The sequence below is a fragment of the Pseudovibrio sp. SCP20 genome (assembly GCF_057774105.1).
The window spans coordinates 261,991-285,161 of record NZ_JBYMDH010000006.1; the positions used below are offsets into that span (position 1 = coordinate 261,991).

22 protein-coding genes and 2 tRNA genes are annotated in these 23,171 nt (G+C 52.9%); 13 read left to right on the top strand and 11 right to left on the bottom strand.

What is annotated here, in order from left to right:
• Positions 1-15: 15 nt before the first annotated feature.
• The 4 genes from AC3CB2_RS21590 to AC3CB2_RS21605 all read left to right on the top strand — a co-directional run bounded on the left by AC3CB2_RS21590 (position 16) and on the right by AC3CB2_RS21605 (position 2,926).
• Positions 16-417, top strand: coding sequence for an RNA-binding S4 domain-containing protein (locus tag AC3CB2_RS21590; protein WP_352936320.1), 402 nt, complete (start codon positions 16-18; stop codon positions 415-417).
• A gap of 187 nt (positions 418-604) precedes the next feature.
• The gene (gene fdxA, locus AC3CB2_RS21595; RefSeq protein ID WP_008551659.1) at positions 605-943 is read left to right on the top strand and encodes a ferredoxin FdxA; all 339 of its coding nucleotides are present in this window, start codon (positions 605-607) and stop codon (positions 941-943) included.
• A 412-nt stretch (positions 944-1,355) separates the two neighbouring features.
• The gene (locus tag AC3CB2_RS21600) at positions 1,356-1,937 is read left to right on the top strand and encodes a CarD family transcriptional regulator (protein WP_008551556.1); all 582 of its coding nucleotides are present in this window, start codon (positions 1,356-1,358) and stop codon (positions 1,935-1,937) included.
• 119 nt (positions 1,938-2,056) lie between these two features.
• Entirely contained in the window at positions 2,057-2,926 is an 870-nt protein-coding gene (locus tag AC3CB2_RS21605) for an RNA polymerase factor sigma-32 (RefSeq protein WP_352936323.1), read from the top strand.
• Here the strand turns inward: AC3CB2_RS21605 and AC3CB2_RS21610 are convergent.
• On the bottom strand, positions 2,923-4,392 hold the full coding sequence (locus tag AC3CB2_RS21610; protein ID WP_037037720.1) for a M48 family metalloprotease: 1,470 nt from the start codon (positions 4,390-4,392) through the stop codon (positions 2,923-2,925). The genes AC3CB2_RS21605 and AC3CB2_RS21610 overlap by 4 nt on opposite strands.
• 20 nt (positions 4,393-4,412) lie before the next feature.
• Positions 4,413-5,081, bottom strand: coding sequence for a thermonuclease family protein (locus AC3CB2_RS21615; RefSeq protein ID WP_352936325.1), 669 nt, complete (start codon positions 5,079-5,081; stop codon positions 4,413-4,415).
• 402 nt (positions 5,082-5,483) lie between these two features.
• On the opposite strand from AC3CB2_RS21615, the gene AC3CB2_RS21620 reads away from it, so the two are divergent.
• A tRNA-Arg gene (locus AC3CB2_RS21620) sits at positions 5,484-5,560 on the top strand.
• Between the two features lie 277 nt (positions 5,561-5,837).
• Here AC3CB2_RS21620 and AC3CB2_RS21625 read toward each other — a convergent pair.
• The gene (locus AC3CB2_RS21625; protein ID WP_352936327.1) at positions 5,838-6,671 is read right to left on the bottom strand and encodes an EF-hand domain-containing protein; all 834 of its coding nucleotides are present in this window, start codon (positions 6,669-6,671) and stop codon (positions 5,838-5,840) included.
• A gap of 350 nt (positions 6,672-7,021) precedes the next feature.
• On the opposite strand from AC3CB2_RS21625, the gene AC3CB2_RS21630 reads away from it, so the two are divergent.
• Positions 7,022-8,176 (top strand): alpha-hydroxy acid oxidase, encoded by a 1,155-nt coding sequence (locus AC3CB2_RS21630; protein WP_008551533.1) that lies wholly within the window; start codon positions 7,022-7,024, stop codon positions 8,174-8,176.
• Between the two features lie 14 nt (positions 8,177-8,190).
• Here the strand turns inward: AC3CB2_RS21630 and AC3CB2_RS21635 are convergent, their stop codons facing one another.
• The 7 genes from AC3CB2_RS21635 to hemC all read right to left on the bottom strand — a co-directional run bounded on the left by AC3CB2_RS21635 (position 8,191) and on the right by hemC (position 16,491).
• Positions 8,191-9,198, bottom strand: a complete 1,008-nt coding sequence (locus AC3CB2_RS21635) for a Gfo/Idh/MocA family protein (RefSeq protein WP_075698007.1) — start codon at positions 9,196-9,198, stop codon at positions 8,191-8,193.
• Positions 9,199-9,227: 29 nt separating this feature from the next.
• Positions 9,228-10,427, bottom strand: a complete 1,200-nt coding sequence (locus AC3CB2_RS21640; RefSeq protein ID WP_352936329.1) for an AGE family epimerase/isomerase — start codon at positions 10,425-10,427, stop codon at positions 9,228-9,230.
• Positions 10,428-10,620: 193 nt separating this feature from the next.
• A tRNA-Thr gene (locus tag AC3CB2_RS21645) sits at positions 10,621-10,696 on the bottom strand.
• Positions 10,697-10,857: 161 nt separating this feature from the next.
• Positions 10,858-12,699 (bottom strand): heme biosynthesis protein HemY, encoded by a 1,842-nt coding sequence (locus tag AC3CB2_RS21650; protein WP_352936331.1) that lies wholly within the window; start codon positions 12,697-12,699, stop codon positions 10,858-10,860.
• A gap of 21 nt (positions 12,700-12,720) precedes the next feature.
• Positions 12,721-14,655, bottom strand: coding sequence for a phage tail protein (locus AC3CB2_RS21655; protein WP_352936333.1), 1,935 nt, complete (start codon positions 14,653-14,655; stop codon positions 12,721-12,723).
• A gap of 202 nt (positions 14,656-14,857) precedes the next feature.
• Entirely contained in the window at positions 14,858-15,568 is a 711-nt protein-coding gene (locus tag AC3CB2_RS21660; protein WP_352936335.1) for a uroporphyrinogen-III synthase, read from the bottom strand.
• Positions 15,568-16,491: a hydroxymethylbilane synthase gene (hemC, locus tag AC3CB2_RS21665; RefSeq protein WP_008551662.1), complete on the bottom strand. Its 924-nt coding sequence runs from the start codon at positions 16,489-16,491 to the stop codon at positions 15,568-15,570. Before hemC ends, AC3CB2_RS21660 begins: the two co-directional genes overlap by 1 nt.
• Before the next feature lie 127 nt (positions 16,492-16,618).
• On the opposite strand from hemC, the gene tsaD reads away from it, so the two are divergent.
• The 7 genes from tsaD to AC3CB2_RS21700 all read left to right on the top strand — a co-directional run bounded on the left by tsaD (position 16,619) and on the right by AC3CB2_RS21700 (position 22,834).
• Positions 16,619-17,731 (top strand): tRNA (adenosine(37)-N6)-threonylcarbamoyltransferase complex transferase subunit TsaD, encoded by a 1,113-nt coding sequence (gene tsaD / locus AC3CB2_RS21670; protein ID WP_352936461.1) that lies wholly within the window; start codon positions 16,619-16,621, stop codon positions 17,729-17,731.
• A gap of 759 nt (positions 17,732-18,490) precedes the next feature.
• Positions 18,491-18,958 carry an NUDIX hydrolase gene (locus AC3CB2_RS21675; RefSeq protein WP_352936337.1) on the top strand — a complete coding sequence of 156 codons (468 nt, stop codon included), beginning with the start codon at positions 18,491-18,493 and terminating at the stop codon, positions 18,956-18,958.
• Between the two features lie 10 nt (positions 18,959-18,968).
• Positions 18,969-19,979 carry an NAD(P)H-dependent glycerol-3-phosphate dehydrogenase gene (locus AC3CB2_RS21680; RefSeq protein ID WP_352936339.1) on the top strand — a complete coding sequence of 337 codons (1,011 nt, stop codon included), beginning with the start codon at positions 18,969-18,971 and terminating at the stop codon, positions 19,977-19,979.
• Between the two features lie 85 nt (positions 19,980-20,064).
• Positions 20,065-20,355 carry a YciI family protein gene (locus AC3CB2_RS21685; RefSeq protein WP_014287103.1) on the top strand — a complete coding sequence of 97 codons (291 nt, stop codon included), beginning with the start codon at positions 20,065-20,067 and terminating at the stop codon, positions 20,353-20,355.
• A 132-nt stretch (positions 20,356-20,487) separates the two neighbouring features.
• The gene (locus tag AC3CB2_RS21690) at positions 20,488-20,916 is read left to right on the top strand and encodes an EVE domain-containing protein (protein ID WP_008551363.1); all 429 of its coding nucleotides are present in this window, start codon (positions 20,488-20,490) and stop codon (positions 20,914-20,916) included.
• A gap of 7 nt (positions 20,917-20,923) precedes the next feature.
• Positions 20,924-21,577, top strand: a complete 654-nt coding sequence (locus AC3CB2_RS21695) for a class I SAM-dependent methyltransferase (RefSeq protein ID WP_352936341.1) — start codon at positions 20,924-20,926, stop codon at positions 21,575-21,577.
• A gap of 96 nt (positions 21,578-21,673) precedes the next feature.
• Positions 21,674-22,834, top strand: coding sequence for a helix-turn-helix transcriptional regulator (locus AC3CB2_RS21700; RefSeq protein WP_352936342.1), 1,161 nt, complete (start codon positions 21,674-21,676; stop codon positions 22,832-22,834).
• Here the strand turns inward: AC3CB2_RS21700 and AC3CB2_RS21705 are convergent.
• Positions 22,824-23,135: a hypothetical protein gene (locus tag AC3CB2_RS21705; RefSeq protein WP_352936344.1), complete on the bottom strand. Its 312-nt coding sequence runs from the start codon at positions 23,133-23,135 to the stop codon at positions 22,824-22,826. The genes AC3CB2_RS21700 and AC3CB2_RS21705 overlap by 11 nt on opposite strands.
• Positions 23,136-23,171 lie beyond the last annotated feature (36 nt).

Here is a 23,171-nt window from a genome sequence, read left to right on the forward strand (position 1 = left end):
TTCGGGATACCGCAGATGGCAGCACCAGAACCACAAGGCTCAATCCGCATTGACAAGTGGCTCTGGTACGCCCGCATAACAAAGTCCCGGACGCTGGCTCAGAAACTGGCAGTGTCCGGACACGTAAGACTGAACAAAGAGAAAGTTTCAGCAGCCAAAGCAGCTGTAAAGCCCGGCGATGTACTGACCATCACAATGCCGCGGCGCCTTTTGATCCTTAAGGTTTTGAAACTTGGCACCCGCCGCGGTCCAGCCCCTGAAGCACAGATGCTTTATGAGGACATGTCACCGCCGCCACCTCCCAAAGAAACACAGGCTCCAGTCGCACAACGCGAAGCCGGTGCGGGACGTCCAACGAAAAAAGATCGCCGCCAAATTGCCCGGATTCGGGGCTTCAACGAAATCGATCCTTTTTAGTGGCCACTTTTGGTAAATTTTGCCCCAATATTGCAATCTCTTCGCCTATGACAGCGCTTGCACTACCCAATGAAAACCGGTAGCAAAGAGCACAAAGTTTAATGGACGAAAAAATCGTCAGGGCCGCGAGAGCCCGTGCCATTTGTCTTCAGACAAATATGCAGCGCCAGAGACTAAGAGGATTGCGATGACATACGTCGTCACAGACAATTGCATCAAATGCAAATACACCGACTGTGTTGAAGTTTGCCCGGTCGATTGCTTTTACGAAGGCGAGAACATGCTCGTCATTCATCCGGACGAATGTATCGACTGCGGTGTATGTGAACCGGAATGTCCTGCCGACGCAATTCTCCCAGACACAGAGCCTGGATTGGAAAAGTGGGTCGAGCTCAATGCAGAGTACGCAGAGAAGTGGCCGAATCTGACCGTTAAGAAAGATCAGCTCCCAGAAGCAGCTGAATTTGACGGCGTAAAAGAAAAACTGGAAAAATACTTCTCCGAGAAGCCAGGTACGGGCGATTAAGCTCGTAAAAGCCTAGAGCTTCCAAACATTTATTAATTGCCAAACATTATCCGCGGATGTCTTAAATCCTCTCTTGCTTGAGAGAGGTTGGAAATCCGTGGATAATGTGCTATACAGTTTTTTACAGTCATTTGGCAGTCTGGTTGCACCCTCCCCACTCGGAGGTTTTTTTATGGTCGCAGTTCCATTGAAGTGCGCACAATAATTTATGCCAGCATTCGCCGAAGTAGCCAAAACAGAGAACTCGACTGATCACATTTGAACGCGAAACCAATTAGTGCGAGAGGTAGCTTTCCGCATACATTGGACTTTTCACGTTTTTCTACAGAGAAAGATGTAGCGATCTCGCTGCATCTAGGTTGTTTGCGTCTCCCGGACAGCAAGCCACCACTGCGCAGGAGAAGTATAGCGTATGGCCACACCCGCAAAAAAGACCGCGCAGCGTCAGGGGTTTAAAACAGGCGAGCACATCATTTATCCATCTCACGGTGTTGGATTGATTACTGCGATTGAAGAGCAGACCGTAGCTGGATACTCTCTTGAACTTCTCGTAATTGAATTCGAACAGGATAAGATGACACTCCGCGTTCCAGTAGCAAAAATTGCTTCTGTTGGAATGCGTAAGCTTTCTGATGCATCCACCGTTAAAAAATCTCTTGAAACCATTGCAGGCAAACCTCGTGTAAAGCGCACCATGTGGAGCCGCCGCGCACAGGAATACGAAGCGAAGATCAATTCCGGCGATCTTGTTTCAACCGCTGAAGTTGTTCGCGATCTCTATCGTTCTGACGCACAGCCAGAGCAGTCCTACTCCGAACGTCAGCTCTATGAAGCTGCACTCGATCGTATGGCTCGCGAAATCGCTGCGGTTCAGAAGCAGACTGACACTGAAGCAATTCGTCAGATCGAAGGTGTTCTTTCCACCGCTCCAGGCCGTGCTGCTAAAGCTGCACCTGCTGCTGGTGAAGACGGAGGTCAGGAAGAGGCTGCGTAATCAGCCTTTCCCAACTTACTTGATTAAAGAAGCCCTGCTGGTAGCGGGGCTTTCTTTTTATCTGCATAGATCCAAAAGAGTTTTCACGCCGTATCTCAGATCAAACTGAGGAGGCGTACATGGCTCAATATGAAAGAGACCAAAGTCTCGGGCCCCTTGCTCGCCTGGCAAGAAAAGCCCCATATCTGTCAAAAGAAGAAGAATACAAGCTTCTTGAAGGCTGGATCACAAAACGCGATCACCGTGCACTGGACAAGCTATCCTTGTCTCACTCTCGTCTGGTGATAGCCCAAGCTTTACGCTTTAAATCCTATGGCGTCCCACTTTCTGATCTCATTCAGGAAGGCCACATCGGACTGATGGAAGCAGCCAACAGGTTCAAACTGTCCAAGGATGTACGCTTCTCAACCTACGCAAGCTGGTGGATCAAGTCTTTCATTCAGGATTATGTCCTTCGCAATCAATCGATCGTCCGCGGCGGCACATCCTCGCGCCAGAAAATGCTGTTCTTTGGCTTTAAGCGCATGCGCGCAGAGCTGGCAAGTAAACATCCAGAGCTCAGCGAAGATCAACTTCATCAGCAGATCTCCAACCAAACCGGCGCAAACATGCGAGATATCAAGATGATGTCTTCCAGGTTAGGCCGTTCGGATACATCTTTGAACGCAGCGCTCAAAGGCAGCGAAACAAACCTTCAGCTCCAGGACACGCTCGCAGCAGATGAGCCCCTACCCGATGAGATCGTAGAAGTGCATCTGGACAGTGAGCGCGCCGAACGTCGCCTCTTCGACGCCATCAAAACACTGCCCCCACGCGAGCAACGCGTAATAAGAGATCGAAAGCTCAGAGAAGATGGCGTGACGCTGGAAGCACTTGGCAAGAAACTGGGTGTCTCAAAAGAACGCGTCCGTCAGATCGAGTCACGTGCCATGCAGAAACTGAAAGATGCGATGGCTCCGTCTCAGGGACACGAAGCCAATCAGCCTTAATCGGTGATAACCTTCATCAGTTCACCCGGCTTGAAGCGCTGGTTCGCTTTCACCTGATTGAGGATCGTGAACAACTCCAACCGGCGGGATGGCTCCACGCCGCTCATGCCAACAGCAAGCTTACGAGCCGTCTCTCCACCTTTAGCCTGAATGATCTTAACTCGAAGCGGGTTAAGGCGCGCTTGCTCTGTAGGGCTCAGCTGACGGAAACTACCGAGAGATTTCTCAAAATCCCTAGTAAATACAGCGGTCGGCGAACGATTAGCAAAGATAAACCGATATCCAGTTAAGCCGATACGAACCACACCAATGCGGAACGACCAACCATCTGTAATCGCAGAACCAATCACAGCTGGCAGACCATTAATCGTGGTCGGACGAACGCTGTTGTCGATCAGACCATTGATCCAGCCAGATAACATATAGTCAGTTAAGCTGGCGTAGCCTGTCAGATCAGCACCATCAAAACGCATCGCAGTGCCGGAGTTATTGCTCGCTAGAACCGCCTCTGCGGAGTTCTCAAGCACAAAACCCTTCGGCACGCTAAAGGAGATGCCAAGACCCTTGTGAAGGAACTGACGCCCTCTCACATAGCCTTCCAGCGGGTCATCACCAAACAGCATGCCGTCCAGACTGGTCAAATACGCCTCACGGCCATTCAAACCAATCCCCGGCGCACCAATCTGCCGCGCACTACGCACAGCACGCTGAATGCGATCAGGCGTATTCGGGTGAGAAGAAAGGAAGTCTGGAGCCGAACTGGTTTCGCCACCAAGCTGCTGATAGCGGGCAAACTGCCCCATGGTGTTAAGGAAACGCGCGGCTGCATAAGGATCATACCCAGCGCCAGCAAGCGTTCTTACACCCACATCATCTGCTTCAAGCTCTTGTTCCTGAGAAAAGCGGGCAAACTGCACTTGCTTCTCTTTCACGGCGGCATCAATCGTCCGCTGATCCTTGCCGATATTTGTCATCACCTTGGTGACAAACTCAGCTTCCTCAGCCTGACGCTGACGCTTGATCGCATGCCGAGCTGTTACGTGCGCCATCTCATGCGCCAGAACAGCAGCCAGCTCCGATGTGTCATTGGCAAGCGCAAGCAGACCACGCGTGACATAGAGATACCCGCCCGGAAGCGCAAAAGCATTCACGGCAGGACTGTTGAGAAGGGTAACACGGTAATGCGCTTCAGGATCTTCCGAAGCGGCAACAAGACCACCAACAACGCGGGCAATCGCAGTTTCCGCCTTGCCGTCTTTGTAAACACCGCCATAGGTCGCCACAACGCGCGGATGCTCACGCGCACCAACATCGCTCCCAGGACCACTACGCAAGCTACCGGGTTTTTGAGCGCTTTGATTGGCAGAGCCGGTCAGCTGACACGCAACAAGGGCTGCGGTCACTGCAGATACCGTTAAAATTCTCAGGCTTGTCCGTATTCCAGACAATGCACTACTCAAAGTCATTCGCGTTTCCGGCTTTTGCCCTAGTCCAGAAGCTCCAACTGCGCTGGGTGCTTAAGCTCTATCTGTGGTCCTTGGTTCAGTTGCAAGACGCCCCTGAGGCGAACTCTCTTGCCTTTCATCACTGAAAGATCATGCCCGAACTCGGAAAAATCCGCCAGCTTTCCCCTTTGAATAATCCCGGTTAAATCCTCTGTCCAGCGCTCACCAAAATTCAAGTATGTTTTGGATCGCGTTTGCCCGACAGAAATCACGCTGGCTTCCACAAGTCCATAAAGACCAATTTGCTCGTAGCTTATTGACTTATAGTCATTAATTACATTTTTAACGACCCATAATCCAACATTTTTCCGGCGAGCTTCACTCTCCAAATTAATAAGGAATTTCAAGCAATTGAAAGCTCTTAATTGTGGCTTAACAATGGCCAATCCGCCTTCAACCAGCTTGCCTGACAAATCACTCATTTCATGATCAAGCAGAATCGCAGGCAAACGCCCCCACCGATCCTTCTGCGCAACCAATGCTTTTACAAAAACTTGTCGACCACCTGAGAGCTCCTGCCCGGGAGCATGAGGAGCCTCAGGAAAAGTCAAATCAGAGAGATAATAAAACGCGCCATCACTTGCGGCAAACTTCAAAGGGCTAGCAAGCGCGTCATCCACCAAAACCGTCGGCAAGCCCTGCTCTGACACCTCAGCTTCATCACACGACCCCGCTGCACTTGATCCAATGCCAATCAGAACCCCGCATAAAGCTGACAGAAACCATCTCACAACACAGCACCCCTATAACGCATTTGGTAATAGTATCAGGTCGCCATTACTCAAACGCCCCTCAGAACCCGCAGGAAATATGTCACTGAGACACGTGCTGTGAGAATTCTCCTGTCAGAACTGGGGCCTGAAGCGTATCTCTGAAAAGTGGAGCCCGGCTTTCAGACAAAGATACGCAAAAACAAAAGCTAAAGCAGATCAAGCGGTTCAGCTTAAACGCAACCTGCTTTAGCCTGTTCACAGAGAAGCAATCTGTCTCGCATAGCTTTGGTTTTCATGATATTTGAAAACTCGCTGCATCATCTCAAGATGACACTCAACGGCCCCGTAGCTCAGCTGGATAGAGCAGCCGCCTCCTAAGCGGCAGGTCAGTGGTTCGAATCCACTCGGGGTCACCATTCAAACTTAAATCTTGAAGCAGTTCCTTCATCCGCATTTAGCGAATTGAGCCCACCATCAGAGCAGAAATAACTGCACATGGAGGGTAAGCCATGAATTATATATCCAATGTGCTCAAACGGTGCGGAGATAACCTTCGCAACTGGTTTTACAATTGGATGGCCTGGATCAGTCGGCAAAAGAAGTAAGTTGAACGAAGACCGGTAGGATCCGGCACCATAAGCAGGTCCCATGGGAAGCAGGCAATCCGCTTCCCACCAAGGCGACTGCGCCCAATCAGAAGAAGCTGTCATTCTGATTGTTCAAAAACTCATCTAGACTGATCTTCTTGTCATTGTTCTCATCAAAATGGGCCATCACATAGCGTAGCTCTTGCTTGTCAGCCTGTGCTTCTTCCTGCTCCAGCAATGCTTTTGCGCAGTCAGCACTGATTGCCGGATCAACAGTGCCCTGAAAATCCACGAGCTCAGGCTTGGTTAGATACCCATCCACGTTCTGGTCCAGTTCAAGAAACAACTCACGCTGTTGCAACTTCACAAGATGCCGAAGCTCACCAAAATCGACGGAACCATTCTTGTCCTGATCCATTTCGGCAAACTCATCCAACAATGCCTTTGCTTCGTCAGCCTCAAACTGCTCAAAATCAGCTTTGCAAGCCTCAGGAAGCTGATCCACCTCTTCAGAGGCAAGAAGCTTCATCTCTTCCTCTGAAAGCTCCTGATCGACAAGCTCCAAAGCATCCAGAGACGTGAAGCGCTCAAACTCCTTGCGGGAGATGACACCATCTTCATTCTGGTCCATCGCAGCAAACGTAACGCGAATGCCTGCATCTGCTGAAGCAGTGCTCTGAACACCCACATTCCACATCAAGGCAAGCGCCAGCACAGCAGCGCCACTACCGCCCCACTTCACCAGTTGCGACTTCATTTTTACGGGCATGATCGTATCTCCAGTTGGATTAGCCTGCGCCTCGGCACTGGAGAGTTCTTGCTCAATCAACTGACGAATGACCTGGCTCATCGGCTGCTCTCGTTGCTTGCTCAGCTCGGAAAGTTCCAGCTTCAGATCCGGTGACATTCGGACTTCAATCGTCTCAGTTTTCTTAGCCATAACCGTTCTCCTAGCACCAAAAGCGGGTGCAATTACAGCTTTTGGAGATATATTTCGGTTTCACAACACAATTGATGTCAGGGCAAGACGAAATCGTGTCCGGACACGCGCATAACGTTTGTCCGGACAAACAAAACAAGCAAATTCAGATAGTTATTTACCCATTACGCTTTAGTCATCTTGGGCACTTCAAAGATATTTCAGAGTACTTAGGGCATTCATAGATGAATGCGAATAATGCATTTTCCAATACTGGTAGACCTAAGTCGTATACATGTAATATTGACATATCACCGATACGTGCAATCCCTCTATACATAAAAACTAATGTTTCGGGGGGAGGCCCGTACATGGCACCAATTCTTGAAATCAGCGACCTCAAAGAACGTGCACGTAGACGCGTTCCGAAGATGTTCTTCGACTATGCAGACTCCGGTTCCTGGACCGAGAGCACCTATCAGGCGAACGAAAGCGACTTCGCCAAGATCAAGCTGCGCCAGCGCATCGCGGTAGACATGACCAACCGCACGCTCGCCACCAAAATGATCGGGCAGGATGTCTCAATGCCGGTCGCGCTTGCACCAACCGGCCTCACCGGAATGCAGCATGCCGACGGCGAGATCCTCGCAGCTCAGGCAGCGGAAGAATTCGGCGTACCGTTCACCCTTTCAACCATGAGCATCTGCTCTATTGAAGCGGTTGCGGCCAAAACCACCAAGCCGTTCTGGTTCCAGCTCTATGTGATGAAAGATCGGGACTTCATCAACTCACTGATCGACCGCGCAAAGAACGCAGGCTGTTCCGCACTGGTCCTCACCTTTGACCTGCAGATCCTCGGCCAACGTCACAAAGACCTGCGTAACGGCCTGTCTGCCCCGCCAAAGTTTACGCCAAAGCACGTCTGGCAGATGGCAACTCGCCCAATGTGGTGCATGAAAATGCTCACCACCCAGAACCGCACCTTTGGCAACATTGTCGGCCACGCAAAGGGCGTCGGCGATCTCTCTTCCCTGTCCTCCTGGACAGCAGAGCAGTTTGACCCACGCCTAAGCTGGGATGACATTGAGTGGATCAAGAAGCAGTGGGGCGGCCCGCTGATCCTGAAAGGCATTCTGGACAAGGAAGATGCCCGTCACGCAGTCGACTCCGGCTGTGACGCGATCATCGTCTCCAACCACGGCGGACGTCAGCTCGACGGCGCACCATCTTCCATCGAGATCCTGCCGGAAATCGTGGACGAGGTTGGCGATAAGGTGGAGATCCACATCGATGGCGGCATTCGGTCCGGTCAGGATGTGCTCAAGGCCATCTGCTTGGGTGCAAAAGGCACCTACATCGGCAGACCATTCCTCTACGGCCTCGGTGCAGGTGGCAAGCAGGGCGTGACACAGTCACTGGAAATTCTCCAGAAAGAGCTAGATACCACCATGGCCCTGTGTGGCCGTCGCGATCTCAACACACTCAATCGCGACAACCTGTATTCCATCAACGGCGTTAAAGTTTAACGCCCATAAGACACTCAGTCGGGAGACCCAACGGTCTCCCAGCTGTCATTGCGCTCAGAACGCACAATCGCATCAATGATTTCCATGTTCTGGATCGCGTCACCAACGCCATAAGGCAGCTCTTCCTCGCCCTGAACCACGCGAGAGAACAACTCCCCCTGCAAGGTGTACTGATCACAGGCAGGAACACGCTCCACCTCAATCGCACCGTCACCCAGCACACTGCCGGAATCGAGACGCAGAATGGTCTCTTCACCCGCAGGCGCGTTAAACGGAATGAGAATTTCCAGTCGCTTAGCAGTGCCCACCAGATTGATGCGCTGATATGGAGCAGACTGTGTGGACACCGTAAACTGCGCCTGACGCCCTTCACCAAAGTCCATCATCACAGAGGTCAAACGGTCCGTACCGAAATTCCGGTCACGATCAATCAGGCTCACAACCCGCTCAGGCTCGGCATTGAAGAAGTAACGAGATGCTACAATCGGGTAACAGCCGATATCCATCAGGCCACCACCGCCAAGCTCTGCCTTGTTGCGGATGTTTTGTGGGTCTTGGTTGCTGTAGCCAAAGAACGCCTGAATGCTCTGCAGTTTGCCAAGTTCGCCAGACTCTACAATCTCCAGCGCACGCTGCCATTGCGGATGCGCACGCACCATAAACGCTTCCATAACAAAGCGATCATCAGGCATCTCAAGCAGAAGCCGCGCTTCATCAGCATCCAGTGCAATCGGCTTCTCACAAAGCACATGCTTGCCAGCCTTCACAGCCTCAATAGTCATTGGCACATGCATGTGGTTCGGCAACGGATTGTAGATTACATCGATGTCAGGATCTGCCAGCAGCGCCTCGTAGGAGCCATAGGCCTTCTCAATGCCCAGCTCAGCAGCGACCTTCTTCGCGTTCTCTTCATTGCGCGAAGCAATCGCCGCAACTTCAACACCCTTGGCTTTCTGCAGGGCTGGAATAACCTTTTCGCGGCCAATCCGTGCAGTTGATAGAACACCCCATTTAACCATCATAATTCTCCAAGTGTATCCTGCAGGAACCGCTACTTAACGCTCTCAAGCGCAACCACTTTCTGTCCAACCTCGGTTTTACAGAACCGGTCCAGCTCTGAAATGGCCGAGATGATGTGGTACAACGAGCTCGCCGGTGCCGCTTCTTTCACAAAAGTACCATCCGGCAAGAACTTGTCTTTCCAGAGACCTGCTGGAACATCCTCAAAGAACAGCTCCAGCGCCGCCAAAGCATCCAGCATGGACTGGCGATACCGAGGCCACTCGCTCTCTGGCGTGCTTTCCAGCATGGCGATAGATCCCTTGAGCCATTCGGCCTGAGACCACAGACGTGCCAGCGGGTCACGCACGGAGAAGTCATCATTGATGCCCATCAGCGCAACACCGCGCTCACGATCAACTCCATGAACCTCTGCAATCTCAAAGAGACGCGCAGCCGCAGCCTTGGCACGGTCATCACCGCGCAGCTTGTTCCAGCGGCTCAGCAGCCATGCCCATTCAAAGTGATGACCCGGCTCAAGCGCCCTGCCCTCATCTCCTGGCATCGGTGACCAATCCAGCGCAAAGAACTCACGCAAGCCACCCGTCTTCTCGCAAATGAAGAACTTGAGGCACAGCGCACCCAGCTCATCTGCCAGAGCAGACCACACAGCCTTTTGCTCAGCGCTCAGGTTCTCAGAGCGCTCCCACTCAAGGCACATCTCAAACAGATGCATATGCGGGTTGGCACCCAGCGGCGCACGCGCAGGCTCCGCCTCCTGAAAACCAGCGATAGGATGCTTGAAGCGCCCTTTCAGAACCTCCAGCAAAGCACCTGCCTTGGCACAGGCTTCCTCACGCTTTTCAGCATTCACATCAGCAATGCTGGAAAGTGCAAGCAATGCAAAGGCCTGATTGTAAAGATCAAAGGATGTGTCCAGCAGCTCACCATCCGGCGTAGCCAGCGCACCAATGTACCCTTCAGAAGTGCCATAGACCCGCTCCACATAAGCTTGCGTGCGCAGCGCCACATCCATCCACGGGCCATTCCAGCCCAGACGACCAGCTTCGCAATACACGAACACCATGCGCGGGTTGACGCGACCACGTCTGTTATCTGCGCTGCCCTGGCAATCCAACGTGATGGTTTCCGCAAATCCGCCATTCACAGCATCTTCGCCAGCTTTCAGCCAAAGCGGTAACGCATCTTCAAACAACCACGCGCGCAACTTATTCAGGTGATCGACAATCACTTCCGGTACTCCACACCACCGTCAGCCCGCTCCCACGAAACCCCGATGGCCTCCATATGTGCAAATGAAATCAATGCGCTTAAAGGTTCGACTAAAGGACCAAAAAACACAAATCAGAACCTACGACGAGTAAGCCACAAGACAAAGCCAAACTAGCAAGTTTTTGGGGGATTATGAAGTATCAGAGAATGAGTGGTGCCGCTGATAGGACTCGAACCTACGACCCCATCATTACGAATGACGTGCTCTACCAACTGAGCTACAGCGGCATTCCAAATGGCACGAGGAGTGTGCCGGAAAGTGGAAGCTTGATACCCAAGCTCCCGATCAGATGCAAGTCTGATTTGCAATGGCGGAACAGGCATCCACCATCTATCTGCATTCGCAGAAGCAACTGTCTCAAACACTCACTTCTGCGAACACAATACTGCTAGCGGAAGAACCTAAAACTTTGATCCTTCGGCGCTTTCGGATCTTCATCATCAGGCTCAGGCCCGGGATCATCCGGCAGATGTGAAAGCGGAAACTCAACCAGCTTTTCGTCTTTCTTTTCAGCCTTCTCATCCGTTTTGGCATCTGCGTCCTGCTCAGTCTTGGCAGGTTCGTCAGATTTTGCCTCAGCCTTTTCATTAGCTTTCGTCGGCGCCCAGCTGGAAGATTCGACAGGCACCACAGTTGCCCGAGGCTCTTCAGACTGCGCAGTTTCCTCCGGTTTTGTCTCCGCAGGTGCTTCTGCTGCAACAGGCGTTTCTTCCTTGGCAGTTTCCGTCACAACCGGTGCTGTAGTCGCCTCTACCTTTGCTTTTTCTACTGGAGCTGGAGCAGGTGCTGGCTCTTCCTTCAGCGCAGCTGGTGTCTCAACATCCTGAGGCTTTGGCACAACGATGTCAGCTTTTACCGGCTCATCCAGCACTTGCACGGGAGCGGCCAGCTCTGGAGGCTCAAATAACTTGTCATCAATGACTTCGATGGTCTGATCCTGATCCATCGTATTTTCCGGTGTCGCCCACTCATAGGCATCCACACGGCCAGTCTTTGGAGAAACAGGCGCCCAGTTAGCTGAAACAACGCCGTCCGCAATCCAGACCTTGTCGTGAGGCGCACGCACCGCACGGGAGAGCCACTCGCGAATGCGGCCCTGATCACCATGCTCACGCTCTTCAAGATCTGCCATCAGCAGGAAGGCACGCTGTGTTGGCTCAGAGCGCAGAACGCGCTTGAGTTGCTCACGAGCTTCGTCAAACTTCTTCGCCTCAATCGCAGCAACAGCAATCGCAATCGCCCCTTCAGAGGAGTAGGCACGCATGCTTGCCAATGTTCTCACACGGCTCAGGCGGTCCGTGACGGAATCACCTGGGCGAACGTGGGCATAAGCTTCAGCAAGGTCCGGATGCGGGCTGAGTTTCCAGGTCGCTTCAAGGATCTTGCTCGCCTTGCGGATTTCACCAGCACGGGTCCGCAGACGCGCGGCAACAATCGCAGCCGGCACGAGGGATGGTGCAAGACCATGCGCTTCAACAGCCAATGTACGGGCGCGATCCGGGTTTTCATTCTCCAGCTCAAGCGCACGCGCGGTCAACAGCACAGCTTTCTGGCGACGAAGGGTTTTCTTGTCCAGCATGCGAGCAGCATAGTTGCGCTCAAGCGTTGCAATGGCTTCTTCCCAATCACCGGAAACGGCCTGATACCCAAGCACAGCATTGCCTGCCCAACGTAGCCCCGGAACCAGATTAAAGGCTTCCTCAGCAAAGTGACGGGCAGCAGCAGGCTCGCTTTCACGCTCAGCTTCAATGTAAAGGCCATGCAGGCCAACAGCCATGGAGCGGTCGTCTTCCAGCATCGCCTCAAACCGGCGACGGCTTTCTGCATGATCACCATCCAGCTGAGACGCCTGCGCAAGGAGCAAACGGGCTGCAGGTTCATCACCATCCAGCAGCTTATCTGCCTTCAGGCCAAACTTGCGGGCATGAAGGGTATCGCCAGAACCAAGCGCCATCAGGCCTTGAGACAAAGCATCATACCCTTTGTCCTTACGGCGACGCTGCATGAAATGAGAAACCAGCGTTGGTGACTTCCAGATCAACCGGAAGAAACCCCAGACCACAATCGAAGCAACAATCGAGGCACCAAAGGCAACAACGGTTGTCAGCAAGCTTGCCTGAACAACATAGCCTTGCCACTCGAGTGTAACCACACCCGGACGATCAGCCATCCAGGCGCCACCAAGGGCCAGCAGAAATACAAACGCGAAAAAGATGAGAACGCGGACCATGTCCTTCGCTCCTTTCCGATACTACTTGTTTTCAGAAACAAGCGACTTCAAAACTTGAGCGGTGATTTTCTTCACCAATTCATCTGCGGCCAATCGGGCTTTCACCTGCTCAGCCCACGCGGCACCAACCTTTTGCATCGGCTCAGGCAACGCATCATAAGCCTTGATCGCACCAGCCAGATCACCAGCCGTCACGCGCGCTTCCATCGTGCCAAGCACTGCGCTGGAGCTTGTGCCCTCGCTGTCATTTGGCGTACGAACAGAAACAAGTGACTTGGCGCTGGAGAACAGGCGATCAACCACATCATCATTCTCACTGGTCAGCGACACAGCACTCATATCACGAGCAACCTGCCCGAACCCGGCAATCAAAGCAGCGGAAGATGGAATGCCCGTTGCAGCACTTGCCTTCAACGGCGCCAGTTCAGCTGCATCATTTGGCAGCACAGCTTCCACCGCAGCCAGCTCAGCCTCATAGCTGTCACCAGAATCAACAGCGTTCCTCAAAGAAGCAATAGCAATCGCACGCGCAGCACGTTCCTGCGCACTCGCTGTGCCAAGCGCCTTCTCCAGACGATCAACACGAGCGGTCATCTGCTTGGTTGTTTCAGCCGTGGACTGTGTCAGCGCTTCAAGCTTGCCTTCCAGAACCTTCTGCTCTGCGGTCAGCTTGCCAATCTGCGCCAAAGCTTCATCCACCTTGGAACCAGTCACAGCCAACTGTGAGCTTAGATCCTTCAGCTGTGTCGGCGCTTCTTTCAAAGCCTGGAACTGCTTCTGTAGGTCAGTCAAGCTGCCCTGCACGCCTTTCAGCACCTGCTCAGCATTCTTTTGCGAGGCAGCTGTCAGATCAGCAACCTGCTTCGCCAGCTGATCCTGTGTCTTCTTCAGGCTTGCAACAGCAGCACCATCACCAGCAGCACCGTTGGAGATGAACTCGTTGAGTTCTTTGATCTCAGCACCCAGCGTGGAGATTTGCTCCTGCACACGCTGCGTTACACCGGCTGTCGCGTCATTCAGCTTCGTACTGGTCTCTTTCTGGATCGCATCCAGCTGAGCCGTCAGCTTCTCAATGGTGTCCTTCGCCGCATAATTACCGGTCGCGTGATCACGCAGAGCTGCAATTTCTTCCTTCAGCTGAGAATAGCGGTTCTTGGAGCTTTCCAGCATGGCCTGAACTTCAGTTGCATTCTGGCTGGAACCTGCACCGATCATCTGTAACATACCAGCCTGATGCAGACCGAAACCGGCACCCGCCACAATAAGCGCGCCAATCACACCAGCGGCCAGCATTGCGCCAAACCCGGCACCCTGCTTTGGCGGATGCGGAGGCTTGTCAGCAGGGCCGCCTGGGCCTTTGCCGGAAGGAGGTGGCGGCGGAGGCGTGTCTTTTCCGCCAGAACCCTCCTTGTCATCTTTTGCCTTAGCAGGCTCTTTTGCAGCAGCTGAGGTTGAGGTCTTGCTGGCAGTTGTCGCCTTGCTCGCAGCAGTTGTCTTGCCAGCTGCCGTCTTCGTAGCACTGGCAGCATCAGCAGCTTTCTTCTCATCAGCTGCTGTTTTCTTCTCGTCTGCCGTAGCCTTCGCGCTTGCAGCAGCAGTCGGCTTGGCGGTTGAGGTGGAAGACTTAGCGCCAGCAGCTGGTTTTGCGCCTGTTGCAGGCTTTGCTTCCGCAGCTTTAGTCGCTTCAGTTTTTTCAGTCTTCGCAGCAGTTTGTGATTGTTGTTTGCCGGTTGGCGGCACTGAGCCCGGCTTGGAAGAAGTAGCCTTACTCGCAGCAGCCTTGGCAGTTGCACCAGCGCTCGCGGCAGGCTTGTCAGTCTTGGAAACGTCTTTTGCAGGCAGATCGATCGTTACAGGCTTCCGGGATCCACTGGAGAGCGGAGATTTCCGTGATGATGTTCCACCACCAGAGCCTGCCCCGGTGGACGCCCCACCCTTTTTGTCATCAGCAGCCATCAAAACCTCCTAGAATGGCGCGTTTCAAGCAGTTTCCAGCCGCGCCAATTTAATTACGCACGCAATCTCGATAAGGCATCCGCAGACACCTCTTCCTTAACATAAGCATCCCTTTAGCAAACTGCTATCAGGGAGAATTAGCACCTTGCTAAACAAACTACGACTTCTCCATAGGGCCCAGAGAAGTGCAAATCACATCCTCTCAACTTATCGAACCTGAGAGAAGTTCAAACAAACCATCCTCACTTGGCGTTTTAGCCGTAAAAACCTCGCCAAACGATCTCGCCTGCTCTGCAACCCGCTTTGAAACACATAATGCTTTCATAGAGTTAAGAAACACTGTGGTTTTTTCAAGATTTGAAATACTGAGAAAAATTTGAATTGTTCGCGGAGAATAAAACAACGCACAATCCAGTGTTCCGGCTTCAATCAAATCTCGGGTTTTCCCAGAAAAGCCAGTCGCAGCAGCCATTTGGTAGACCTCCACCATACGGCAGGCAATGCCCTGCTGCTCCAGTTGTCCGGCAAGGTCTCCACTGCGGTCAACTGCCGCTGGATAAAACACGGGGCCGACTTGATTGCGTTCAGCAATCAGCCTGCCAAGGGAATCAACATCCCCATCCGCACATATGATCTTTTGGAAACCAGAGGCTTCTGCAGCTTTGGCGGTCGCCTCACCCACAGAATAAAGAGGAAGGTGCTGTAGTTTGTCGACCATACCGTTGAAGACAAGCGCTTCAACCGCTTTCGCACTGGTCACAGCAATCGCTTTGGCGTCCCCAGCCACATCCCCGTTTACGGTCAGCGGCTGGAAACTCAGCATTGGCTCAACAATCACCTCGTGTCCCATAGCAACCAGCTTCTGCGCAGTTTTATCTGCCTGTGGCTGAGGTCGGGTCACGAGTATCTTCATTAGAGCTCCAGAAAGTTCGGACCAGATTTCGCTTTCAGCTCTTTGCCAAGCTCGCGTCCGATTTCTTCCGCATCACTTACCGGGCCTTCGCCTTCCACAGTGTGTGTCTGGCTACCATCCGGCTTGATCACCTCACCGCGGAACTTGATGCGATCACCTTCCACGTGGGAGAGACCTGCAATCGGTGTCCGGCAAGAACCATCCATCTCAGCCAGATAAGCACGCTCCAGCAACAGACGGCTCTCGGTCTCAGCGTGATGGATCGGCGCCAGAATGCGCGCAGTCTCTTCATCACCAAGACGCGCCTCAATGCCAATCGCACCCTGACCAACAGCTGGAAGGAAGTGTTCCAGATCCATCAGAGAGGTCACAAGATCGCCCTGTCCCAGACGGCGCAGACCAGCGTAAGCGAGGAAGGTTGCGTCAACCACACCCTCGTCCAGCTTGCGCAAACGGGTCTGCAGGTTACCGCGGTACATCACGACATCCAGATCAGGACGCAGACGCTTGATCTGTGCCTGACGGCGCAAACTGGAAGACCCAACCACAGCACCCTGTGGAAGATCTGTCAGTTTCTCAACCTTCGGAGAAATGAAAGCATCGCGTACATCTTCACGTGGAAGGTAAGCGGTCATGCCCAGACCATCCGGCAGAACCGTCGGCATATCTTTGGAAGAATGAACTGCCAGATCAATCGACTTATCCAGCAAAGCTTCCTCGATTTCCTTGGTGAACAAGCCTTTACCGCCTGCTTCGGAAAGAGGCCTATCTTGAATTTGGTCTCCCGTTGTTTTTATAACAACAATCTCGAAGTCATCATCGGTTAACCCGTGTGCCTTCGCGAGACGAGCGCGTGTTTCATGCGCCTGGGCCAGTGCCAGCGCGCTTCCACGTGTACCAATTCTTATAGGTTTTGTTTGCAAGGATCACATTCCCAATGCTAGGGGCTCATGTTAGATGAGCGACATAAAATCATCGGCCCGCGAAATCAACCATGCTTATCGCATGAGAGAACGACAAAAACCAAGCGGCCAAAGGAGACCAAACGTGCTGACCATCCTCGGCATAGAGACGAGTTGTGACGAAACTGCCGCTGCTGTCCTTGAGATTGATCAAGATGGCAAATGCGTAATTTTGTCCAACGTGGTGCATTCTCAAATCGATGAGCACACACCGTTCGGCGGTGTTGTACCAGAGATTGCGGCGCGCGCCCACATTCAGTTGCTGGATGGTATCGTAGATCAGGCGATGAAAACAGCAAATGTGAAGTACTCTGATCTCTCCGCAGTTGCTGCCACCGCAGGCCCTGGCCTTATTGGCGGTGTCATTGTGGGCCTGATGACAGCAAAATCCATTGCCATGGCAATCGATAAACCATTGATTGCAGTGAACCATTTGGAAGGTCACGCCCTCACCGCCCGCATGACGGATCAGGTGGAGTTTCCGTTCCTCCTGCTCCTCGTCTCCGGTGGCCACACGCAGTACCTCCTAGTAAAAGCACTTGGGGAATACGAGCGGTTGGGCACAACCATTGATGATGCAATTGGCGAAGCGTTCGACAAAACAGCCAAACTTCTCGGCCTGCCGTATCCCGGTGGCCCGGCTGTAGAAAAAGCTGCAAAACTTGGTGATCCTACCGTCTACAAGCTGCCTCGCCCACTTTTGGATCGTCCTGGCCTCGACATGTCATTCGCCGGTCTGAAAACTGCCGTCCGCACCGCAGCACTCAAAGAAGAGCCAGTCAGCGAGCAAACCGTCAACAACCTGTGCGCCTCCTTTCAGGAAGCCGTCGCCGATGTTGTCGGAAAACGCAGTGCCAGAGCCTTCGAAATGTTCAAAGAGCGCTATCCGGACACACCACCTAAGATGGTTATCGCGGGCGGCGTAGCCGCAAACGAAGCAATTAGGATTCGTCTGAACGAGGTAGCTGCAGAACATAGTGCAGAATTGATCGCCCCACCGCACAAACTGTGCACCGACAACGCAGCCATGATTGCATGGGCCGGAGCGGAGCGCCTGAGAACACTGGTCGCCGAAGACCCGTCCATTCTGGAGCATAACGGCAAGGGCGACGACATGAACGAAGCCCCTCGCCCACGCTGGCCACTCGACAAACTCTCCGAAAGCGTCGTCGGCTTCGGCCGCAAGGGGGCGAAGGTTTAACCTCTGCGCTGCTTTCTTCTGATCGCGTTTGGTGCTGCAAATGAGAATGCCTATCGCGAAAAGTACGCCTCCCACCGTCATCCCGGGCGAAGCACAGCGAAGACCCGGGACCCATAACCCCGGTATCAGAAATTGGTCGAACGCCTCAGTTAATCAGCAAGGCTAGGGGCTATGGATCCCGGCTCGATGGCCGGGATGACACCGGAGTGGGCAGCAGACTGCATCACAAAACTTATCCCCCTCGCCTCAAACACCTGCATACTCAACATCACGCTCATGCATACGGGCAGTTGGGGGAACGTCCCTCAGTCTGGTGTGGGCTGGTCGGGGCTACTGCGGAAGGTAACGTAGTTCGCAGCAGGTCCGTGGAGGTTCCCCTTTCACCAACAGTGTTGAGGGATAGCGGATGTCCGGTCAAACCTTTGGGCGCCAGCACTGAGAACTGAGGCTTTCCAACAGCCTCAGGTCTTCCAAGCGTCTTCTGGAGCTTGGCCTTAGCCTCCTACAAAAACGCCCGGGCAAGGCGACAAGCCAATGCCGAAGAAACTTACTTACTCACACAGCGCAGGCATTGCCTGCCGCCTTGCTCATCCCGATTATCGGGAACTCCAGCTCCAACACTGCATGGAAAGCCATGCGGTGCTATTCGTGCTTATTATGTGCAAACTCGTCTCATGCCTTGCCTGAGACAAACTCCTGCAAATAACATCCGCCCAACTTCAATAGCATCGATTTGCTTGATTCTTGACGGAGACGACATTGCAGCCTCGGCACAAAGCTTACGTCTACATGACCTGCGGCACCCACCTTCTCGTTTTTGATGAGCCGGAAACCAACATCGCTGGAACACTTCAGGTGCCCGGCGGTACGCTGGACCCGGGTGAAAGCTACCTGCACGCGGCCAAACGCGAGTTTGAAGAAGAAACCGGCCTCAACATCTCTGGCGCTCTTGAGCAGTTCGACGGTCATGACTTCCTTTACGATGATGCTCTGACCACGGGCCCAGAGCTTCACCGCCGCAAATTTTTCCATCTCAAAGTTCAGGAAAAAGCAAAGCAGACTTGGGATCATTACGAAATGAGCCCAAATGACGGTGGAGATCCTATCCTCTTTCGCTTCTTCTGGGTTGATTTGGCAGACAACGAAACTAAGTCCAAGCTAACAATGCATGGAGGGTTCGATATCCCTCTTGGCCAACTGTGTGAACGACTGAACATCACCCAATAAGGAAAACAACATGACCACTGCTCTAAACAAGATCGCTGTAATTGGCGGAGGATCTTGGGGAACTGCGCTTGCTTTGGCCGCAGCAAGAGCCGGTCGTGAAATCACCTTATGGGCACGCGATGCAGAAACCATCGCCGCCATCAACGCCAACAAGCAAAACCCGAAGTATCTGCCTGGCATTGAATGGACAGAACAAATCACGGCAACCGGCATCCTGAAACACGCAGTCAGCGATGCCGATGCCCTTCTGCTCGTCACCCCAGCACAGACCACCCGGACAATGACAGAAGCGATCAAGCCGTTTCTGAAACCAGCAACCCCAATCGTGCTCTGCGCAAAAGGCATTGAGCAATCGACAGGACAGCTGCTTTCCGAAGTCATCAAGTCTGTGGCGCCAGACGCGATCCCGGCAGCATTGTCCGGCCCGAGCTTTGCTCATGATGTGGCAAAGGGTTTGCCAACTGCAGTGACAATCGCGGCAGAAGACGGCGCTGTTGCCGATCAGCTTTCCGCAGCACTTGCCTCAAACAGCTTCCGCCCATACGCAACCGATGATCTCATCGGCGTGCAAATCGGCGGCGCTCTGAAGAACGTTCTCGCCATCGCATGTGGTGCGGCAGTGGGCTACGGCCTTGGCGCCAGCGCTCAGGCAGCTCTGACAGCCCGCGGCTTTGCAGAACTGACCCGCCTCGGCATGGCATTGAATGCGAAGAGCGAAACCCTCACTGGCCTGTCCGGTCTGGGCGATCTGGTGCTCACCTGCTCCTCCACCCAATCCCGTAACTTCGCCTTCGGTTTGAAGATTGGACAGGGCAGAACACCTGAAGAGCTTGTCGCTCCGGGCCAGAAGCTGGCAGAAGGTGCTCACTCAGCCAACATAGCAGTTGCTTTGGCAGCAGAACACGGCGTTGATATGCCGATCGCCAAGACGGTTTCACAAATCGTTGCGGGTAAAATTGACGTCGCACAAGCATTAAGCGACTTAATGACGCGTCCACTCAAACGAGAGACCCACCCCTAGTAGAATCCCTTTAAAGTAGGATTTGCCTGGTTGAAAATCAGGAATTAAAAGGTTGGGTTGAAATCCCGCTACTGGAGTATCCAATATGCTGTACGCTCTCATCTGCACAGACAAGGCACATTCTGAAGACCTTCGTCAGAAGACCCGCGAAGCGCACCTCGACTTCCTCAGTGGTCTCGGCGATCGCCTGAAAGGTGCTGGCCCGTTCATGTGTGATGATCTGGTATCCCCAACCGGTTCGCTCGTAATCATCGAAGCAGCAAACCGCGACGAAGCTCTGGCTGTCGCAAACGAAGATCCATACTCACTCGCGGGTCTGTTTGAATCTGTTGAGATCCGCCCATGGAACTGGGTATTAAAAAACCCAGATATGTAAATTTGCTGTAAGCTGCGTTTTACAACATATCTAAACTGGAGCATCGGCCTTTCAAATCACGGCGGGTGCTCCATTTAATGTATGACCGGTCATTCTGATCAGAACATACAATTTGTTTACATGGAGGAAGCGTTGCAATACTGGCTGTTCAAATCCGAACCTAACAAGTGGTCCTGGGATCAACAAAAAGCCAAGGGCGAAGAAGGCGAAGAGTGGGACGGCGTACGCAACTATCAGGCCCGCAACTTCATGCGCGATATGAAGATCGGCGACCGCGGCTTCTTCTATCACTCCAACATCGGCAAGGAAGTTGTCGGCATCGTTGAGGTGTGCGCACTGGCTCACCCGGATTCCACAACCGATGACCCACGCTGGGAATGCGTAGACATCAAAGCCGTCAAAGACCTCCCACAGACTGTCACACTGGCACAGGTAAAGGCCGAAGAGCGTCTGTCCGACATGGCTCTCGTCACCTCCATGCGCCTCTCCGTTCAGCCGGTAAAGCCAGAAGAGTGGGCTGTGGTTCTGGAAATGGCAGGCATGGACCCATCCGAGGTCTGATTTCACGATGACAATCACGGATCGGCGCAAGTTCATTCTGGAACAGACACGCATTCACCCTGTTCCTCATGCGCCGTCCATCTCTCTTCACCTCGCAGACGAAAGCGTCGACCTATGGCGCATGGGGGAAGAAGAGCTTGAAGAACTCGGAATCCCTTCCCCTTTCTGGGCGTTTGCATGGGCAGGCGGACAAGCACTGGCGCGATACATTCTCGACAATCCAGAAGTGGTCCAGGGCAAGCGCATCCTTGACTTTGCCAGCGGCTCCGGCCTTGTTGCTATTGCCGCGATGAAAGCTGGTGCAGCCTCTGCGGTTGCAGCGGACATCGACACCTTTGCTTCCGATGCAGCACTTATCAACGCAGCACAAAACCATGTCACAATAGAAGTCACAGCAGAAGACCTGCTTGAAAGCAAGCTGGATGGGTATGACCTGATCTGCTGCGGAGATGTCTTCTACGACCCAGACATGACAACAAAGGTACTTGGTTGGTTAGATGCAAACCAGAGAGCAGAACCGATCCCGGTTCTGGTTGGAGACCCGCAGCGCTCTTACTTTCCCACCTCACGGCTTAAACACCTTCAAACCTACGAAATTCCAGTTCAACGAGAGCTGGAAGATAACGAAACCAAGAAGACCTCCGTCTACGCGTTTGTGTGATCAGGGGTATACTCCCAAAATCTAATACACCGAATAATTGAATTTAATTAAAAGTAGAACTAATATTCCATTGTCGATAATAGCCACTGTGTTGTCATGGAAGATCTGCAACAACTGCTCATCAACCGGATGTACTCAACCGTTGTCACCGGTAAGGGCCTAGACGATATTCTGGCGCCGATTGCCGAGAAATACCCGGATTTGCCCGTCACATTCCAGGTCCAATGCCTCACGCAAAACAATTACTATCACTTCTCGGCTCTCAACGTAGACAGTGCCTACAACGAGCTCATTGCTGAATTTATCCAGTTCAATCCTTTTCCCAAGCTGCTTCAATCCGTTAGTTCTGATCAGCTAGTCTACTCAGAGCGCCTCCTGAGCCAACAGCAGCTGGAGCAGAACGAATTTTACAACAACGTCCTCAAAGGCCGGGACAACCTCAACCGCTCACGCGGGTTCCACCTGCACAGACAAGGCTCTGATGTTGCACTCGCAGCAGTCACTATGCCCGCCCGCTTTCAGGGCACAGAAGACGAAGAGCTCTGCAATTTGCTGGAAAGAATACAGCCGCACTACCAAAACGCCTTCTCTCTATTTCTGAAACTGGAAGCCCAGAAGAGAAACGTAGACCAACACACATTCTGGCTGGAGCAAATCCCCTCCGCTGCCTTCATTCTGGACCACGGTTTTCACATAGCCCTCAGCAACCAGAAAGGCCGTTCACTGCTGCAGAAAAGCCGGTTCCTCTACGCAGACAGAAGCAACAACCTCGCAACCAACCATCGGATGTACACCAACAATCTGGAGAACCTCCTCCTCCAATGCAGAACTCAAAAAGTCCCAGTTGGTCCCTTCCCTCTGGGATGTGAAACGCCAACCCAACCACTGATCTCCTACGTTCCCCTGACAGTGCTGGAACAAGGCACCAACGACGTAGAGCCCTTCCTGAAGAACTGGAGCCCGGTTCTCGCAGTGATCCTCGATCCAACCGACCATCCAGTTTCAAAGGAGATGCTTATTCAGAAAATCTGGGGTGCAACCAACCGCGAGGCAGACATCGCTCAAATGCTGATACGAGGCTTCTCTCTGAAGGAAACCGCAAGCACTCTCAACATGAGCTACAACACCGCCCGCAACCACATCGCAGGACTAACAAGCAAAGCAGACATGAAGTCACAAAGCGAGCTGATCTCCTCCCTCACAGCCACACTCTCTCGCATGCCTGAAACAGTTAGAGCGCCAGCCTCTACCGATTAGGCCGGCTCACTTCCTCATAAAACTGAGCCAGTGACGTGACATTGGCACCGGTCTGGTACGGAGACGTCAAAGCACATTCAACAATCACGGTTCGCTTATCGACCTGAAGGGCAAAGTCACTCGTCAACGGCCACAAGCTCCAGCTGTCCCGCAACGAGTTGTACCGCAGCGACGTCCCGTAGAGCCCTCCATTCACAAGGAGATTGATCGAAATGCTGCGACGAAAATCACAGGGAACCGTTTCGAACTCAGATTGAGCGGGCAACAGACTGACATATCGGTGGGCTTTATTGAGAAACATCCATTGCTGTTTCTCCTCTGTGACATTGCGAAAAAC

Excerpts from the sequence above, each read along its gene's own strand:
- AC3CB2_RS21590 (WP_352936320.1), top strand. The coding sequence starts at position 16 with ATGGCAGCACCAGAACCACAAGGCTCAATCCGCATTGACAAGTGGCTC.
- fdxA (WP_008551659.1), top strand. The coding sequence starts at position 605 with ATGACATACGTCGTCACAGACAATTGCATCAAATGCAAATACACCGAC.
- AC3CB2_RS21600 (WP_008551556.1), top strand. The coding sequence starts at position 1,356 with ATGGCCACACCCGCAAAAAAGACCGCGCAGCGTCAGGGGTTTAAAACA.
- AC3CB2_RS21605 (WP_352936323.1), top strand. The coding sequence starts at position 2,057 with ATGGCTCAATATGAAAGAGACCAAAGTCTCGGGCCCCTTGCTCGCCTG.
- AC3CB2_RS21610 (WP_037037720.1), bottom strand. The coding sequence starts at position 4,392 with ATGACTTTGAGTAGTGCATTGTCTGGAATACGGACAAGCCTGAGAATT.
- AC3CB2_RS21625 (WP_352936327.1), bottom strand. The coding sequence starts at position 6,671 with ATGGCTAAGAAAACTGAGACGATTGAAGTCCGAATGTCACCGGATCTG.
- AC3CB2_RS21630 (WP_008551533.1), top strand. The coding sequence starts at position 7,022 with ATGGCACCAATTCTTGAAATCAGCGACCTCAAAGAACGTGCACGTAGA.
- AC3CB2_RS21635 (WP_075698007.1), bottom strand. The coding sequence starts at position 9,198 with ATGATGGTTAAATGGGGTGTTCTATCAACTGCACGGATTGGCCGCGAA.
- AC3CB2_RS21650 (WP_352936331.1), bottom strand. The coding sequence starts at position 12,699 with ATGGTCCGCGTTCTCATCTTTTTCGCGTTTGTATTTCTGCTGGCCCTT.
- AC3CB2_RS21655 (WP_352936333.1), bottom strand. The coding sequence starts at position 14,655 with ATGGCTGCTGATGACAAAAAGGGTGGGGCGTCCACCGGGGCAGGCTCT.
- AC3CB2_RS21660 (WP_352936335.1), bottom strand. The coding sequence starts at position 15,568 with ATGAAGATACTCGTGACCCGACCTCAGCCACAGGCAGATAAAACTGCG.
- AC3CB2_RS21680 (WP_352936339.1), top strand. The coding sequence starts at position 18,969 with ATGACCACTGCTCTAAACAAGATCGCTGTAATTGGCGGAGGATCTTGG.
- AC3CB2_RS21685 (WP_014287103.1), top strand. The coding sequence starts at position 20,065 with ATGCTGTACGCTCTCATCTGCACAGACAAGGCACATTCTGAAGACCTT.
- AC3CB2_RS21695 (WP_352936341.1), top strand. The coding sequence starts at position 20,924 with ATGACAATCACGGATCGGCGCAAGTTCATTCTGGAACAGACACGCATT.
- AC3CB2_RS21700 (WP_352936342.1), top strand. The coding sequence starts at position 21,674 with ATGGAAGATCTGCAACAACTGCTCATCAACCGGATGTACTCAACCGTT.
- AC3CB2_RS21705 (WP_352936344.1), bottom strand. The coding sequence starts at position 23,135 with ATGTTTCTCAATAAAGCCCACCGATATGTCAGTCTGTTGCCCGCTCAA.